The 14317-nt window shown below is 54.8% G+C and carries 8 protein-coding genes and 1 riboswitch; all 8 genes read left to right on the top strand.

Annotation, left to right across the window (positions count from 1 at the left end):
- The first annotated feature begins 105 nt into the window (after nucleotides 1–105).
- On the top strand, nucleotides 106–1116 hold the full coding sequence (locus CHH75_RS15215; RefSeq protein WP_095398588.1) for an AAA family ATPase: 1011 nt from the start codon (nucleotides 106–108) through the stop codon (nucleotides 1114–1116).
- Nucleotides 1113–2978, top strand: a complete 1866-nt coding sequence (locus tag CHH75_RS15220; protein ID WP_095398597.1) for a DUF58 domain-containing protein — start codon at nucleotides 1113–1115, stop codon at nucleotides 2976–2978. The genes CHH75_RS15215 and CHH75_RS15220 overlap by 4 nt, the downstream gene beginning before the upstream one ends.
- Nucleotides 2947–5409: a transglutaminase-like domain-containing protein gene (locus CHH75_RS15225; RefSeq protein WP_176475579.1), complete on the top strand. Its 2463-nt coding sequence runs from the start codon at nucleotides 2947–2949 to the stop codon at nucleotides 5407–5409. Before CHH75_RS15220 ends, CHH75_RS15225 begins: the two co-directional genes overlap by 32 nt.
- Nucleotides 5410–5487: 78 nt before the next feature.
- A complete protein-coding gene (guaA, locus tag CHH75_RS15230) occupies nucleotides 5488–7026 on the top strand; it encodes a glutamine-hydrolyzing GMP synthase (protein ID WP_095266037.1) in 1539 nt (512 codons plus the stop codon).
- A gap of 257 nt (nucleotides 7027–7283) precedes the next feature.
- Nucleotides 7284–7384, top strand: a riboswitch (purine riboswitch).
- 151 nt (nucleotides 7385–7535) lie between these two features.
- Nucleotides 7536–8906, top strand: a complete 1371-nt coding sequence (locus CHH75_RS15235) for an NCS2 family permease (protein ID WP_095266038.1) — start codon at nucleotides 7536–7538, stop codon at nucleotides 8904–8906.
- 578 nt (nucleotides 8907–9484) lie between these two features.
- Nucleotides 9485–11437, top strand: a complete 1953-nt coding sequence (locus CHH75_RS15240; RefSeq protein ID WP_095266039.1) for a peptidase U32 family protein — start codon at nucleotides 9485–9487, stop codon at nucleotides 11435–11437.
- 101 nt (nucleotides 11438–11538) lie between these two features.
- Entirely contained in the window at nucleotides 11539–12852 is a 1314-nt protein-coding gene (locus CHH75_RS15245; RefSeq protein WP_095266040.1) for an aspartate aminotransferase family protein, read from the top strand.
- A 169-nt stretch (nucleotides 12853–13021) separates the two neighbouring features.
- The gene (locus CHH75_RS15250) at nucleotides 13022–13906 is read left to right on the top strand and encodes a UbiA-like polyprenyltransferase (RefSeq protein WP_483310953.1); all 885 of its coding nucleotides are present in this window, start codon (nucleotides 13022–13024) and stop codon (nucleotides 13904–13906) included.
- Nucleotides 13907–14317: the final 411 nt, after the last annotated feature.

The following is a 14317-nucleotide window of genomic DNA, read 5'->3' on the forward strand; positions in this document are numbered from 1 at the left end:
CCTCTTTTCTCTTCTTGAAGGTCTAACTCTCTCAATTCTTGGAAAACCTATTCATAGATTTAATATTATGACGGATCTTGTGACGTTATTCGAGGTATGGAGGGGATGTTATTGTTAGGCTCGTCCGTTTATTCAGAAGAACCGAATGTGCCGGATTGGGCGCCTGAACTGCTGAACCGGGTTATTCAGCGGGTGGGAGGTGTCGTGGTTGGCCATCGGGAGCAAATATCGCTCGTGTTCATATCGATGCTGGCTGGCGGACATGTGCTGCTGGAGGATGTGCCCGGTGTCGGAAAGACGATGATGGTAAAGACGATTGCGGCTTGTCTGGGCTGTGATTTCAACAGAATTCAGTTTACCTATGACCTGATGCCGGGGGACATTACCGGCACTTCGGTCTACTATCCGCATACAGGGGAGTTTGTGTTTCGGCCGGGTCCTGTGATGTCCAACATCTTGCTGGCCGATGAAATTAACCGGGCGACGCCAAGGGCCCAGTCAGCGCTGCTCGAGGCGATGGAGGAGGGACATGTGACAGTGGATGGCAACACGCATCCGTTGCCGGCGCCTTTCTTCATTATGGCGACACAGAACCCGTATGAGTTCGAGGGAACCAGCCCGCTGCCCGAAGCGCAGGTCGACCGGTTCATAATGCGCTTATCCCTTGGGTATCCGGGGATTGAGGAGGAGATGGTGCTGCTGGAGAGGGGGCTCGACGGCGCTCGCTTAAGCCAGCAGGTGAAGCCGATGCTCACGGGAACGGAGATGGTATCGATGCAGCAGGCGGTGCGGCGCGTTTATGTGGATGAGAGCATTAAGCGTTATATGGCTACGGTAGCTGATGCGTCGAGAAGCCGGGAGGATGTGGCGCTGGGCATAAGCCCGAGAGGGACGCTGGCATGGATGAGAGCTTCCCAGGCGGCAGCCTTTCTGGACGGACGCATGTATGTTATACCGGACGATTGCTTGCGGACGGCTGTGCCGGTGCTGGCTCACCGGATTCAACTGCATCGCGGCGTGAGGTCCGTGGCCGGGGCTCAAGGCCAAGTGATAGCGTCGCTGCTGACCCAATTTGAACTGCCGCGACAGCGCAGCCGCCGGGGTGGTCGAGCATGAACTGGCTTGGCAAGAACGGACTGGAGCTTCTGCGTGCCGTTGGTTTATGGGGTCTTTCTCTAGGGGCTTATCTATGGCTTGGGGGAGCTTCCCTGAGGATGATATGGTACATCAGTACCATTATGCTGGCCTATGGCGTATTGCTTCGGCTGTTCGGCATTTCCCGAATCCAGGTCCGCCGCATGTTCACTCCCTCTGTTGTACAGGCCGGGGATCGGGCTGAACTGCAGGTGGAGTTGAGTTGGAGAAGCTGGCTTCCGATTCCGTGGATGATCGTGGTGCATCGGGTGGGGGAGCAGAGAACAACGAAGGTGCTGTTTCCCGGCTGGCGGCAAAAAGCAAGCTTTACCTGCATTCTGACAGATATTCCGCGCGGGGAATGGACCGATATCGACAGTGAAATCCTATGGGGGGACCTGTTCGGGTGGTATCGGGTCCGGCGCCGTCTGCCGGGTCAGTCGGCATTGACGGTTCACCCCCGGCCTATGCGTGTGACGATACCGGATTATGCAGGTCATGGCGGTGATGTGCGCCTGGAGGCCGAGATGGCCGCATCTGTGAGGAGAGCCGAATATCCAGGGGGCGGGGTTCGGAATTATATGCCCGGTGATCCGCTGAACCGCATCCATTGGAAAAATTCTGCACGCTCCGGAAAATTGCAAACGATGCTTCCGAGCAGCGGGTGGAGTTCGAATACAAACATTTGGCTATACAGCGGCAGCGACGGTTATCCCGCTCTTACAGCTTCCGAGCAGCAGGCGGCATATGAATTGGCGGTTTCGGCCGCGGCGGGTCTGGCCGAGTACCTGGAGTCCATTGGCATCATGTATACGCTAAGCACTGCTGCTATCCAGGGTACGAAGGGTCCAGCCTATCCAATCGCTCCTATGAACTTAGGCAGCAAGAGTTTAAGGGATGTGCCGGACGGCCACACGCGGCCAAGCATGCAGACAAGCCATACACAGACGAGCCACACACGGACAAGCCATACGCAGACGAGCCACACACGGACGAGCCTTACGCAGACAAGCCATACACAGACAACCTATCATGCACAGACGATCCCTGCGCGGATAGATGGAGAGATGAGCCAGATGCAGGCAAGCCGCTCGCAGGAACCAAGCCGCATACAGACCGGGAGGCAGCGCTATGCTCATGCACTGAAGATGCTGGCCGGCGCCCGACTCTATGAACCTGCGGCGGCAACGGGTGCAGCAGGGAAGAAGGGGGAGACGGAGCTGGGATATGACGCTCAGTCTGCGGCTGGTCATCTCGATGCAAACCAATATGACGTTAGCCAGCATGGCGCCGGAGGAGCTGCTGCACACGAGTCAGACGCATCCCGATATGCTGCTGGACGATCTGCTGTAAACCAGTCAAACGCAGCTTCATATAACGCTGGAGGAACTGCTGTAAACCACTCGGACGCAGCTCAATATACCGCTGGGCGGTCAGCTGCTAACCAGCCTGATGCTGGCCTATTTGCCGCTGGAGAGGTTCATGCGGGTTCGGTTTACAAGTCGGCTTATGCAGGACCGGGGCATGACCGTTCCTCGTGGATCATTGTTACCGGTACGGTCAGCAGATCGCTGGCGCAGACGGCGCACGCCATCCAGTCAGCCGGACGAAGCGTTACGATCTGTTGCACAGGCTGTATGGGATCAGGCGCTTCTGCAGCGGAGCCACACCGTTTCGGTGACAAGGGGAGTGAGGAATGGATCCAGCGGTTCCTTGCGCTCGGCGGCAGGCTGTTCGTGCTGAACGTTGCGGAGGGACGATTCGAGCGGGCCGCTGCGGTTCGCCTGGGTCCCGACTATGGAGGTGATCAGGATGCAGACAAGCGGCAAAAGTTTGCCTATTGATCAGGCGGTTCCTGGCGGCAGTGTTATGCCTGGGGGAATGGTGTTGCCCAAGGAGCCTGAAGCTTCAAGGAATTCTTCGGGGTCCTACGATTCTGCTGCAGGAAGTGAGCCGCCTCACAGCAGCCTATTCTTGCGCATTTCCCCAGGGCCGCTGATCTATCGTATATTGATTACGCTGCCTGTAGCAGGGCTGCTCTCCCAGTGGCTGCTGCCGCTGCTGGAACTGGGCGGTGACAGCGGACGGGTCGTTGACACGCTTGCCTTATGGGCGGCGGTGCTGATCATCCAAGGGGTGTTCACGGTAAGCGGATGTGTCTGGCTGCCGCTCAATCTTGTGATCCTTATCCTGTTGTGTGGCCAGTTGTCCGGGAGCGGGCCGGCTTTAGACTGGGTAGTATCCTATGCTGCTGATATCGTGCCAACGGATGTCGGGCAATTCAGGCAAACGCTTCGGTTTACGGAGCTGAGCAGGGAGAGCAGGACGCTGATCCTGCTTACAGGCTGGGCCATTCTCGTATCGGCAGTCCAGATGATGGCGGTGTATCGCCGGACGATATGGTTGTTTTCGGTCTCGACGCTGGTGTATTTGCTGCTGCTGGAGCTGTTTGTCATTGAGAGCGCTTATCGCTATATCGCCTATACGCTAGGGCTTATGCTGCTGGCGCAGGGAATGATGCAGCTGCTCCGACTAAGACAGGGGCAGGAGGCAGAGCTGCGCGAGCAACGGAGCGAGGGTTCGCAACAGGGGCAGGAGCAGAGGTTCTGGCTGGATCCCGCTCGCCCTGTGGTGCGTGCTGGGGGCGGCCGCGCCATCCGGCATCAGCCGGGGCGAGTCCCGCTGCTGCGCTGGTGTACGGTTGTGCCGGTGGCCGTTGCCATTATGCTGGGCGCGGGTCATTTAGCCGGAGGCATCGCGGAGCCCGCTGCCGGGACCGGAGTGACTCCGCAGCAAATGGCAATGACGGTCGCGGATTGGGCTGCCAGCCTGCGCCATGAGATCGAGCTGGTGCCAACCGTAACCATGACTGGCTATGATGCTTCCGATGCGGAATTGGGCGGGCCGCTTGAAATGAACGATGCGCTGCTGTTCACGGCGTCCACACCGGTGCCGACGTATTGGCGCGGTGATGTGTACAGCCGATATGACGGGCGGAAGTGGCTGCCGCACCGGCCTGCTTTGTCCTCGGTGAAGACCGGCGTTGATCTGAGATCGGTCCTGCCGGATTGGGGGGGAGCGGGCCGGGAGACTGTCGTTCAGGGGATTACGTTTGCCAAGGCGGAAACGGGTCTAAGCACGCTGCTGTCCGGCGGCAGCATCGTGGAGGTAACCGAGCTGGAAACTGTCCGGCGCGAGGTGGAGAGGCTGTCCGTGGACCGTATGGCACAGACGATAGCTATCCAGGGCGGAGCGGCGATCCCGATCAGCGGCTATACGGTCAAGGCCGAGCTGAACCGCCCGAAGGAGCAGGAGCTGCGCCGGTCAGCAGGGGGAGACCCTGCGGCGATTCAAGACTTGTATTTGCAGCTGCCTGCGCATATTCCGGAGCGGGTCAGGGAGCTTGCTGCAGAAATAACGTCAGAAGCCGAGGGACGGTATGAGAGGGTCTCAGCGGTCGAAGCCTATCTGGAGCGGAACTACGCCTATTCGCTGGACACCAGTGTGCCTCCGGCGGGCAGTGATTTTGTCGATGATTTCCTGTTTGAATCGAGGAAGGGGTACTGCTCTCATTTTGCTACGGCGATGACGGTGCTGCTCCGAAGCGAGGGCATTCCTGCGCGGTATGTGACAGGTTTTGCCCCGGGAGAGCCGGTTCAGGGAAAGAGCGGATTCTATCAGATTGCATATAAGGATGCCCATGCTTGGGTGGAGGTTTATTTTCCCGAGCATGGCTGGGTAGCGTTCGATCCTACGCCTGGCTTTGAACCGGGACAGGTGCCTGTCACAGAGGCGGAACAGCCTGTTGTGGAGACAACTCCTGATATGATGGAGAGCCTGATCGGCTTCGCGCGGAAGACGGCTCTGGCTGTGCAGTTGTGGTTAACCGGGGTGCGTCCCTTGCTGCTCGCGGTTGTTCTGCTGCTGGTCATTCCGGCGGCCGCTGCCGCAGTTATGCTGCTGCCGAAGCTCAGATTGGCGCTGGCGTTTGCGCGGCTTGCCCGGCATATGGCTGTCACCGGACGGGATGGCTTGCTGTCTGCCGCCCAGCTGGTGCTGGACAGGCTGCAGAAGTCCTTCGGCCCGCTTGGAAAGGGACAGACCATGCGTCAATATATGGATGCCTTGCCGATTGCTGACGATGAGCTGAAAGCGGAGATCGCGCTGTTTGCATCCCGCTGGGAGCGGGCGGCCTATGTGGATTTGCGGTGGTCGCGCACGGAAAAGACAGCCTTTTTGCGGCAATGTATCCGGATTGTCAAAAAACTGGTATGAAAACGTCGGGGCCTCTTTCTTGACGGTATGAATTCAGGTTGCGTATAATTAATTTCATTAATCAAGGGAGGCCCGGTAATGAACAAGCCTAATGAAATCATCGTAGTTATGGACTTCGGTGGACAGTACAACCAACTTATAGCACGACGCATTCGTGATCTGGGCGTATATAGCGAACTGCTGCCATATAATACGCCTGTCGAGAAGATTAAAGCGATGTCGCCTCGCGGAATCGTATTCTCTGGCGGACCATCCAGCGTATATTCGGAGAATGCTCCGCATGTCGATCCTGCGATCTATGATCTGGGCGTGCCGATCTTCGGCATTTGCTATGGTATGCAGCTGATGGCCCAGCAGCTGGACGGCAAGGTAGAGCGCGCGTCCAAGCGCGAGTACGGCAAGGCCGAGCTGGAGTTCAAGCCGGATACAACGCTGATCAAAGGGCTGGAGCTGAAGCAGACAGTATGGATGAGCCACGGCGACCATGTCGTCACGCTGCCAACAGGGTTCAAGCTGGATGCCGGTACGGAATCTGCTCCAATCGCGGCGATGAGCAATGAAGAGAAGAAGATGTACGCGGTGCAATTCCATCCGGAAGTACGCCATTCCGTTCAAGGTAACGAGATGATCAAGAACTTCCTGTATGAAGTGTGTCAATGCGAAGGCAACTGGAGCATGGAAACCTTCATCGAGGACCAGGTCCGCGAGATCCGTGAAGTGGTCGGGGAGCAAAAGGTGCTGTGTGCGCTTAGCGGCGGTGTCGATTCTTCCGTCGTGGCGATGCTGATTCATAAAGCGATTGGCGATCAGCTCACCTGTATGTTTATCGACCACGGTTTGCTCCGCAAAGGCGAGGCGGAGAGCGTCATGGACACTTTTGTCGGCAAGTTCGACATGAAGGTCGTTAAGATCGATGCGCGCGATCGTTTTATGTCCAAGCTTAAGGGCGTGGAGGATCCGGAGAAAAAACGGAAAATCATCGGTAACGAGTTCATTTATGTGTTTGACGAGGAATCCAGCAAGTTCGATGATTTTGCTTTCCTTGCACAAGGCACGCTGTACACCGACATTGTGGAGAGCGGCACGGACACGGCACATACGATCAAGTCGCATCATAATGTCGGCGGACTGCCGGAGGACATGAAGTTTAAGCTGATCGAGCCGCTGAAGGCTCTCTTTAAGGATGAGGTTCGCAAGGTCGGTGCAGAGCTCGGCTTGCCGGACGAAATCGTACACCGTCAGCCATTCCCGGGTCCGGGTCTGGCGATTCGGGTGCTGGGCGAGGTTACCGAGGAGAAGCTGCAAATTGTGCGCGACTCCGATTACATCCTGCGTGAAGAGATTGCAAAGGCTGGCCTTGACCGTGAGATCTGGCAGTACTTCACCGCCCTGCCGAACATGAAGAGTGTTGGTGTTATGGGGGATGCCCGTACCTATTCCTACACCGTCGGCATCCGCGCCGTAACCTCCATCGACGGCATGACCGCCGACTGGGCGCGTATTCCGTGGGACGTGCTGGAGAAGATTTCGGTGCGTATCGTCAACGAAGTGGAGAACGTCAACCGGATCGTGTATGACGTGACGTCCAAGCCACCAGCAACGATTGAGTGGGAATAAGACCACGAAAAACGAAGGTTTGAACGTTTGATCTGAATCCGATGTAGTGCGGCAGCGAGTCCTTCGCTGCCGCACTTTTTGCGTTGGCTGCTTATATTCCTCAGGAGGCTGGAAATACTGGAAGTAATAGCTTTTGTAAAAATCACGAACGTTAAAATGTAAAAAGAGATTTAATATTCGTTTTTTTCATTGACAACCTGAACGGACATGCCTACAATATGATTTGTGAAACTGATGGAACATGATGGCGGGAACGCCTGACAATAGGAATAGCAATTCGTATAATTCCGGGAATTGGCCCGGAAGTTTCTACGAGGTCACCGTAAATGATCTGGCTACGAAGAGGGATGAGGATAGAGGGTTGTGCTTTGGAGAAGAGCAATCTTGTTCAGGCGACCTGTACCTTTTCCGTGCTTACAGCGAGGACCCGGGGAATTAGGATATACCCGGGTTGTTTGTCGTTCACATCGTGTTCATTCGTACATACTTTTAAGGGGGATATCTCTACAATGGAACGTTTCTTTAAGTTAAAGGAACACGGGACCAATGTCAGAACCGAGATGATTGCAGGCCTGACGACTTTCATGACGATGGCCTACATCCTCTTGGTCAACAACCTGTTCCTCGGCCCTGAGGGCGCAGGAATTCCGGCAGAAGGCGTATTCTTCGCCACCGCTGTCGGCGCAGGTCTGGTGACGATTGTGATGGGTCTGTTTGTTAACATTCCGGTCGCGCTGGCTCCTGGTATGGGTCTGAACGCATACTTCATGACGGTGGTTCTAAGCTCGAACGGGGCGATTACGTGGCAGGCTGCACTTGGTGCGGTATTTCTATCCGGTATCGTATTCCTGATTCTGACCGTTACGAAGATTCGTCAGATCTTGTTAACAGCCGTGCCGGACAACCTGAAAATTGCAATTACGGTCGGTATTGGTCTGTTCATTACGATCATCGGTTTGAAGCTCGGTAATCTGGTGACGGTCTCGATCAATCCGGGGACAGATGTGAGCCAGCCTGTTGCGGGCGGAGCTTTCAATCTGGGGATGGGCAATTTTATCGATCATAAGGATACGCTGCTGGCCCTGATCGGTCTGCTCTTGATTGCGGTCATGATGGTGCTGAAGCTGAAAGGCGCTTTGCTGATCGGTATCGTACTGACTACGCTGATCGGGATTCCGATGGGCGTTACGGATCTGTCCAGCCTGAACGGTGCAAGCTGGTTCCCTTCTTTTGAGAACCTGGCTGTAGGTCAGATGGATCTGAAGGGTGCCATTGGCATTGGACTTCTTGAAGTGATCTTTATCTTTACGTTTGTAGAGCTGTTTGATACATTTGGCACGCTCGTCGGAACGGCGGGACGCGCAGGGCTGCTGAAGAACAAGGAAGAAGGCGAGAAGAAGCTTGGAAAAGCGATGCTCGTTGATGCAGGCGGCGTCAGCGCCGGTGCATTCCTTGGTACAAGTACGATCACAGCTTATGTTGAAAGTACTGCGGGCGTCGCTGAAGGCGGACGCACAGGTCTGACGGCAGTAACGACCGGTATACTGTTCATTCTGGCGCTGTTCCTGGCTCCGATCGCGCTGGTGGTTCCATCGGCGGCGACTGCTCCGGCGCTGGTCGTTGTGGGCGTGCTGATGATGAATCAGGTTCGCAAAATCGATTGGGACGATTTCTTCCAGGCGTTCCCGGCATTCCTGACAATCGTGCTGATGCCGTTCACCGGCGGCATTGCGAACGGGATCTCGGCAGGGATTATCTCCTTTGTCATTCTGGCGGCAATCGGTAAGGCGACCGGACGCATCAATGCGAAGGTGCATTGGCTGATGTGGATATTATTCGTAATTATCCTCATACGGTATGCCTTCATGGGCGCAGAGTAACATACACAAAACTCGCGTTTGCGCCCTCCGAGTATGGAGTTATTAAGGGTTCATTATTAAGGGTTCACAAAGCAAAGCCCGCTGCAATTGCTGTTCGCCGAATAGGGCGGCACAGACTGCAGCGGGCTTTTTCTATTTCCCGTGTGAGCGGGAGCGTGCAGATCTTTCTTATTGGCGTACTTCTTATTATAGAAGAAACGGGTTTTGAACGAGGGTGTGGTAAGGGTCGAGGGCCAGGGCTAGGTGTGATGAATATTGCATTTGAAGCCGAGCAGATTTGGTAGAGTAGACGTGAGGGAGGATTGCTGACGGATTTAGCGGAAGCATGTCGAAATATGACGCAAGCGTAGTGGGTGGCGAACGAGAGGGAACGAGAGGCAAACGTACGGTGCAAGGGACGCCATCGTAAAGCCGTCAAGGAGCGTTGCGTTAACCGTGGTATGAACCGGTAGAGACAGCCAGATGAGCATGGACTGGCACAAGTGCAATCATGCCCACTTTAATGTGATTAATTTCACAATCAAAGAGATGTCGGCAATCATTAACAAATTCACGCATAAGTACAGGGGGATTGGCGTATGGCAAGATATTTTAACGGCAAAGAGGTTGAATTGTTGGCTCCTGCTGGCACCTATGACATTTTTACCGAGGTGATTGATGCCAATTGTGATGCGGTGTATTTTGGCGGACCGTCCTTGAATATGCGCATGATGCGAAAAGGCTACAATCTCACTTATGAGGAGGTCGCGAGGGCGGTTCAGATGGCGCATGATCGGGGAAAGCGGGCTTACATCACCGTTAACAATCTGCTGAACGAGGAGGATCTGGACGAGGCGAAACGGTATTTTGCCTTTCTGAACGAGGTTCAGCCCGATGCGATCATCGCACAGGACATGGCCGTGTTTCCGCTGATTCAGCAGTTGAATGATGCCAAGATCCCGGTGCATTCCTCGGTCATGATGAACGTTCACAATCTGGATATGATCAAGGCGGTTCGGGATATGGGCGTCAGCCGGATCGTGGCCTCGCGGGAGATGGATCTGAAAACATGCGAGGTGCTGCAGGCGAAGAGCGGGATGGAATTTGAATATTTTATCCATGGTGATATGTGTACGGTTCATGGGGCCAACTGTTATTACAGCGCGCTGCTGTTCGGAAACAGCTCGAGCCGCGGACGCTGCATGAAGCCATGCCGCTGGGACTATCGGGTGAAGAAGGATGGAGAGGTCTATCCGACGGAATACCCTCTGGCCGCTAAAGATATGTATATGTACGAGCATATTCCCGAGCTGATTCAGGCGGGCATCACCTCTTTCAAAATCGAAGGGCGCATGCGCGACAAAGATTTTCTGCTGATGCTGGTGAACAGCTATGGGGATGGGATTGATCGTTATATCGCCGATCCGCTTGGGTTCGACCGCCGCAAGGATGCGGAGCTGCTGCACCAGAACCGGAAGCGGGATTTCTCAACGGCCTATGCGTTTGGCAATCCGGGGCTTGATTTCGTCAATCGCCGTTATGAAGGAACCGGGAAGTTCTACAGCACAGGCAAGGTGTTCAGCACGCCGACAGCGGAACGGGAGATAAAAGCCGACAGAGTGGAGGAAGTGAAGGAAGCGCTGCGACAGGTCAAGCGGGATTCTGGCGTGGCCGGAATATCTCCAGCCCTTACGGTTCATGTGAACAATGTGCAGCAGGCGCGTGCCGCTATGGAGGAAGGGGCGAAGGTGGTGTATCTGGCGGGGGATGTGTTCCAGCCGGATCAGCCTTTTGGCAGAGAAGAGATTGAGGAGCTTGCGGCCATCAAAGGTGATGCGGAACTGGTGCTCGGCATGCCTCGCATGATGAATGAGCTGCAGCTGGACCGATATCAGCATTTTCTCGAGATGGGGAAGGTGTCCAGCTTCTACGGCATCGATGGTCTGCTGGTATCGAATCTGGGCGCGTTTCGGCGGCTGCGGTATTTGGGACTGCCGATGATCGCCGACTTTAATCTGAATATCTACAATTATATGGCGGCTTCGTTATATCAAAAGCAATTTGGTGCTGCTCGGATGACGCCGTCGCTGGAGCTGCCGCTGCAGGATTATGCTAAGCTGATTCAACACGCTCCGCTGCCGGTCGAGGCGATTGTTCATGGCTCCCCGATTGTGATGTATTTGGACCTGGACCTGTATGCCAACGCAGAGTATATGGAGCCGATCGGTCAGGAAGACAACCGATATGTCGACAACAAGCACCTCGTTCTGATGACCGACAAGGGCGAAAACCCGGTATACCGTGATCAGGACGGGCGCAATCATCTGGCGTTGTCGAAGGAGCTGTGCGGCATGCCGTTCTTGAAGGAACTGTATGAAGCAGGTGTGCGTCATTTCCGAATTGAGGGCAAGTCGTATACAACAGATCAGCTGAGGGAATTGGTGCGGACGTACCGTGAGGCACTGGAGCAGTTGGAGCTGTGCGGTGACAAGTTTGCGGTGATGAAGCCGGTGTATGCCGGATATACGCTGGGGGCGCTTCAGTTCGGGTAAGCCCGGCGCCAGCAGACGGAATGATGAAATGGTAGGGATCCGGGTGATTGTTGGATGGTTGAAGAGATGGATCAACATAGAGAAAAAAGGAGATGAAAGCCATGCTTGATCCTACAGGAGCCATGATGGGACCAGAGGCGATTGTGGAGCGGCGGAAGAAGTATGGGCTGCCTTGCACCGCCCATTTCTACAGCAATCCTCCGCATATTGTTCGGGGCAGCATGCAGTATTTGTACGATCAGGAGGGACGCAGGTATGTTGATTTTTTCACCGGGGTATCGGTTGTGGCCTGCGGTCACTGCAATGAGGCGATTACGGAGCGAACGGTCGAACAGCTGCGGAGGCTGCAGCATACGTCTACGATTTATTTGACCCAGCCGATGGTTGAGCTTGCCGAGCGACTTGCGGATGTTCTGCCCGGGGCAGTGCGTCGGACATTCTTCTGCAACAGCGGATCGGAGGCGAATGAAGGGGCGCTCCTGGCGGCAAGGCTGCATACCGGACGGCGAAATTTCCTGGCGTTGGAGTACGGCCTGCATGGGCGCACGTTTCTGACGATGAACGTAACCGGCATTCCGATGTGGCGTGCTGACGACTGGCTTGATTCTGATACGGCGACCTTCATCCCCCGCCCGTGGTGCGACGGGCTCGAGCCGAATGCGGCTGCCCGGCGCTCGCTTGAAGCGCTGGCCGCTGTGCTGGCGGACAAGGGGGAGACATTCGCCGCGATGATCGTGGAGCCGATTCAGGGCAATGGGGGCATCATCAAGCCGCCTGACTGGTATTACCGGGAGCTGAAGAAGATGCTCGAGGCGCATGGCATTCTGCTCATTGCCGATGAAATCCAGACCGGGATGGGGCGCACTGGGCGGATGTTTGCGATGGAGCATTATGAGGTGACGCCCGATATCATAACGATGGCAAAGGCACTTGGCAATGGGGTGCCGATAGGCGCTTTTTCGATGACGGATGAGATTGCGGCCAGTTATAACCGGCCTTCGGCTTCGACGTTTGGAGGCAATCCGGTGTCCTCTGCTACTGCCCTGGCTGTACTGGACTATATTGAGCGGCATGGGCTGGTGGATCAGGCGATGGTGTTGGGGGAACGGCTAATGAACGGACTGTGCATTGTGCAGAAGAAATACCCAGACATCGTGGCTGAGGTGCGGGGCAAAGGGCTGATGGTTGGCGCTGAGCTGAAGGGATGCGGCGAACGAACAGACGCGGAGATGACGGATATCGTGTTGGAACAGATGAAGGACCGCGGCTATATTATCGGCAAAAATGGTGTGAAGCGGAATGTGCTTGCTTTTCAACCAGCGCTGATCATTTCTGCGGACGATATTGACGGCATGCTGGGAGCGCTTGATGGTGTACTGGCTGACGTATCGGCTGAATCTTACCAGTCCCTGTAATGTGGGATAGGGGTTGCATTTTTTATGAGCTGTTTTTGTTTTGGGCGATTCAGAAGGTTTCGTGAGCGCTAGAGAGGTTCGGACTGATGCAGGTTGGACCTCAAGGAATGGGTTTACGATGGAATGACCGAGAGAACGATGAAAGACTTCAAAAGGGGATGGAGTGGCTATGCAGGTATATGTGCAATCAATTCAGCGGGTGGTGGCCAAGGTTCGGTTGTTTGGGGAGCTGGTGATGTTCTCGCATACGTTATTTTCATTGCCCTTTGCGCTGATTTCGCTAATCTGGGCTGCTGGCGGCATCCCGTCCGGACGGGTGATGTTATGGTCACTCATTGCGCTCGTGGCCGCCCGAAACGGGGCCAATGCGTTTAATCGGATCGTGGATCTGCCGTATGATGCGGCCAATCCGAGAACCGCGGAGCGGCACATGCCAAGAAAACTCCTTCTCCCTCGCGAGGTGTATGGGTTTGTGATCGGGAATTTTGTACTGTTCATTATCGCTGCCGGAATGCTGAATCCGTTATGTCTTGCGCTATCGCCGGTTGCAATATTGCTGGTCTGCTCTTATTCCTATACCAAACGGTTTACGTGGCTGTGTCATCTGTTTCTTGGGTTTACAATTGCTTCGGCGCCGGTCGGAGCCTGGTTTGCGGTTACAGGTACGGTCGCGTTCACGCCATTCGTGCTCGGCACGGTAGTGATGTTATGGATTGCGGGCTTCGATATCATCTATGCGACACAGGATGTGGAGTTCGATCGAAAGGCGAGGCTGTGGAGTGTTCCCAGTATATTTGGGGTGGAGCGGGCATTGCGCTGGGCGAAGGGTCTGCATGGGATCATGGTGATGCTGCTCATGCTGCTGTTTTTTATTGAAGGATTGGGCTGGCTGTATGTGATCGGGATCGTATTAGCTGCGGTGCTTCTTGCTGCCGAGCATCAGATTGTGAAGCCATCCAGCCGGAAGCGGATGAAGCTGGCGTCCTATAATTTGAATCAGGTGATCAGCATGATCATTGTCGTGTTTACGCTGGCGGATTTCTTCTTGTTGTAGAGGTTCGAGGTTCGTTCGTACGCTGTCTTGCAGGGCTATTGCTGTCCTTTAAATCGTGAAGTACGTTGAAGCGGAGGGAGGCTGCTGTGGGCATTGTACGGAAATGAGGCGGACACTTTGGTTCTTATATATGAAGGAAAAAGCACGTCAGAGATGTGGATGTTATCGTCGACGAGGAGTTTATGAAGGCTCGAGGCATTCGCAGAAATTATTTTTAATAAATGTCTTGCATATAGAACAACGTATGTGTTATATTCTAATTCCGGCCGATAAAAAGGCGGACATATCGAATGAACAAAGCAAGCGATTGAAGAAAAAAATGGTTTTGATAAAAAGCTTGCATAGTTCGACAGAATGTGATATATTATAAAAGTTGCTAACGCGATAACATGTTGGTGACATACGAAGCAG

Source organism: Paenibacillus sp. 7541 (assembly GCF_002276395.1).
Lineage (GTDB): Bacteria > Bacillota > Bacilli > Paenibacillales > Paenibacillaceae > Paenibacillus_AQ > Paenibacillus_AQ campinasensis.

What these genes read in the sequence shown, in the direction of transcription:
- CHH75_RS15245 (WP_095266040.1), top strand. Translation starts at nt 11,539, where the DNA reads ATGCTTGATCCTACAGGAGCCATGATGGGACCAGAGGCGATTGTGGAG.
- CHH75_RS15225 (WP_176475579.1), top strand. Translation starts at nt 2,947, where the DNA reads ATGCAGACAAGCGGCAAAAGTTTGCCTATTGATCAGGCGGTTCCTGGC.
- CHH75_RS15250 (WP_483310953.1), top strand. Translation starts at nt 13,022, where the DNA reads ATGCAGGTATATGTGCAATCAATTCAGCGGGTGGTGGCCAAGGTTCGG.
- guaA (WP_095266037.1), top strand. Translation starts at nt 5,488, where the DNA reads ATGAACAAGCCTAATGAAATCATCGTAGTTATGGACTTCGGTGGACAG.
- CHH75_RS15235 (WP_095266038.1), top strand. Translation starts at nt 7,536, where the DNA reads ATGGAACGTTTCTTTAAGTTAAAGGAACACGGGACCAATGTCAGAACC.
- CHH75_RS15220 (WP_095398597.1), top strand. Translation starts at nt 1,113, where the DNA reads ATGAACTGGCTTGGCAAGAACGGACTGGAGCTTCTGCGTGCCGTTGGT.
- CHH75_RS15240 (WP_095266039.1), top strand. Translation starts at nt 9,485, where the DNA reads ATGGCAAGATATTTTAACGGCAAAGAGGTTGAATTGTTGGCTCCTGCT.
- CHH75_RS15215 (WP_095398588.1), top strand. Translation starts at nt 106, where the DNA reads ATGTTATTGTTAGGCTCGTCCGTTTATTCAGAAGAACCGAATGTGCCG.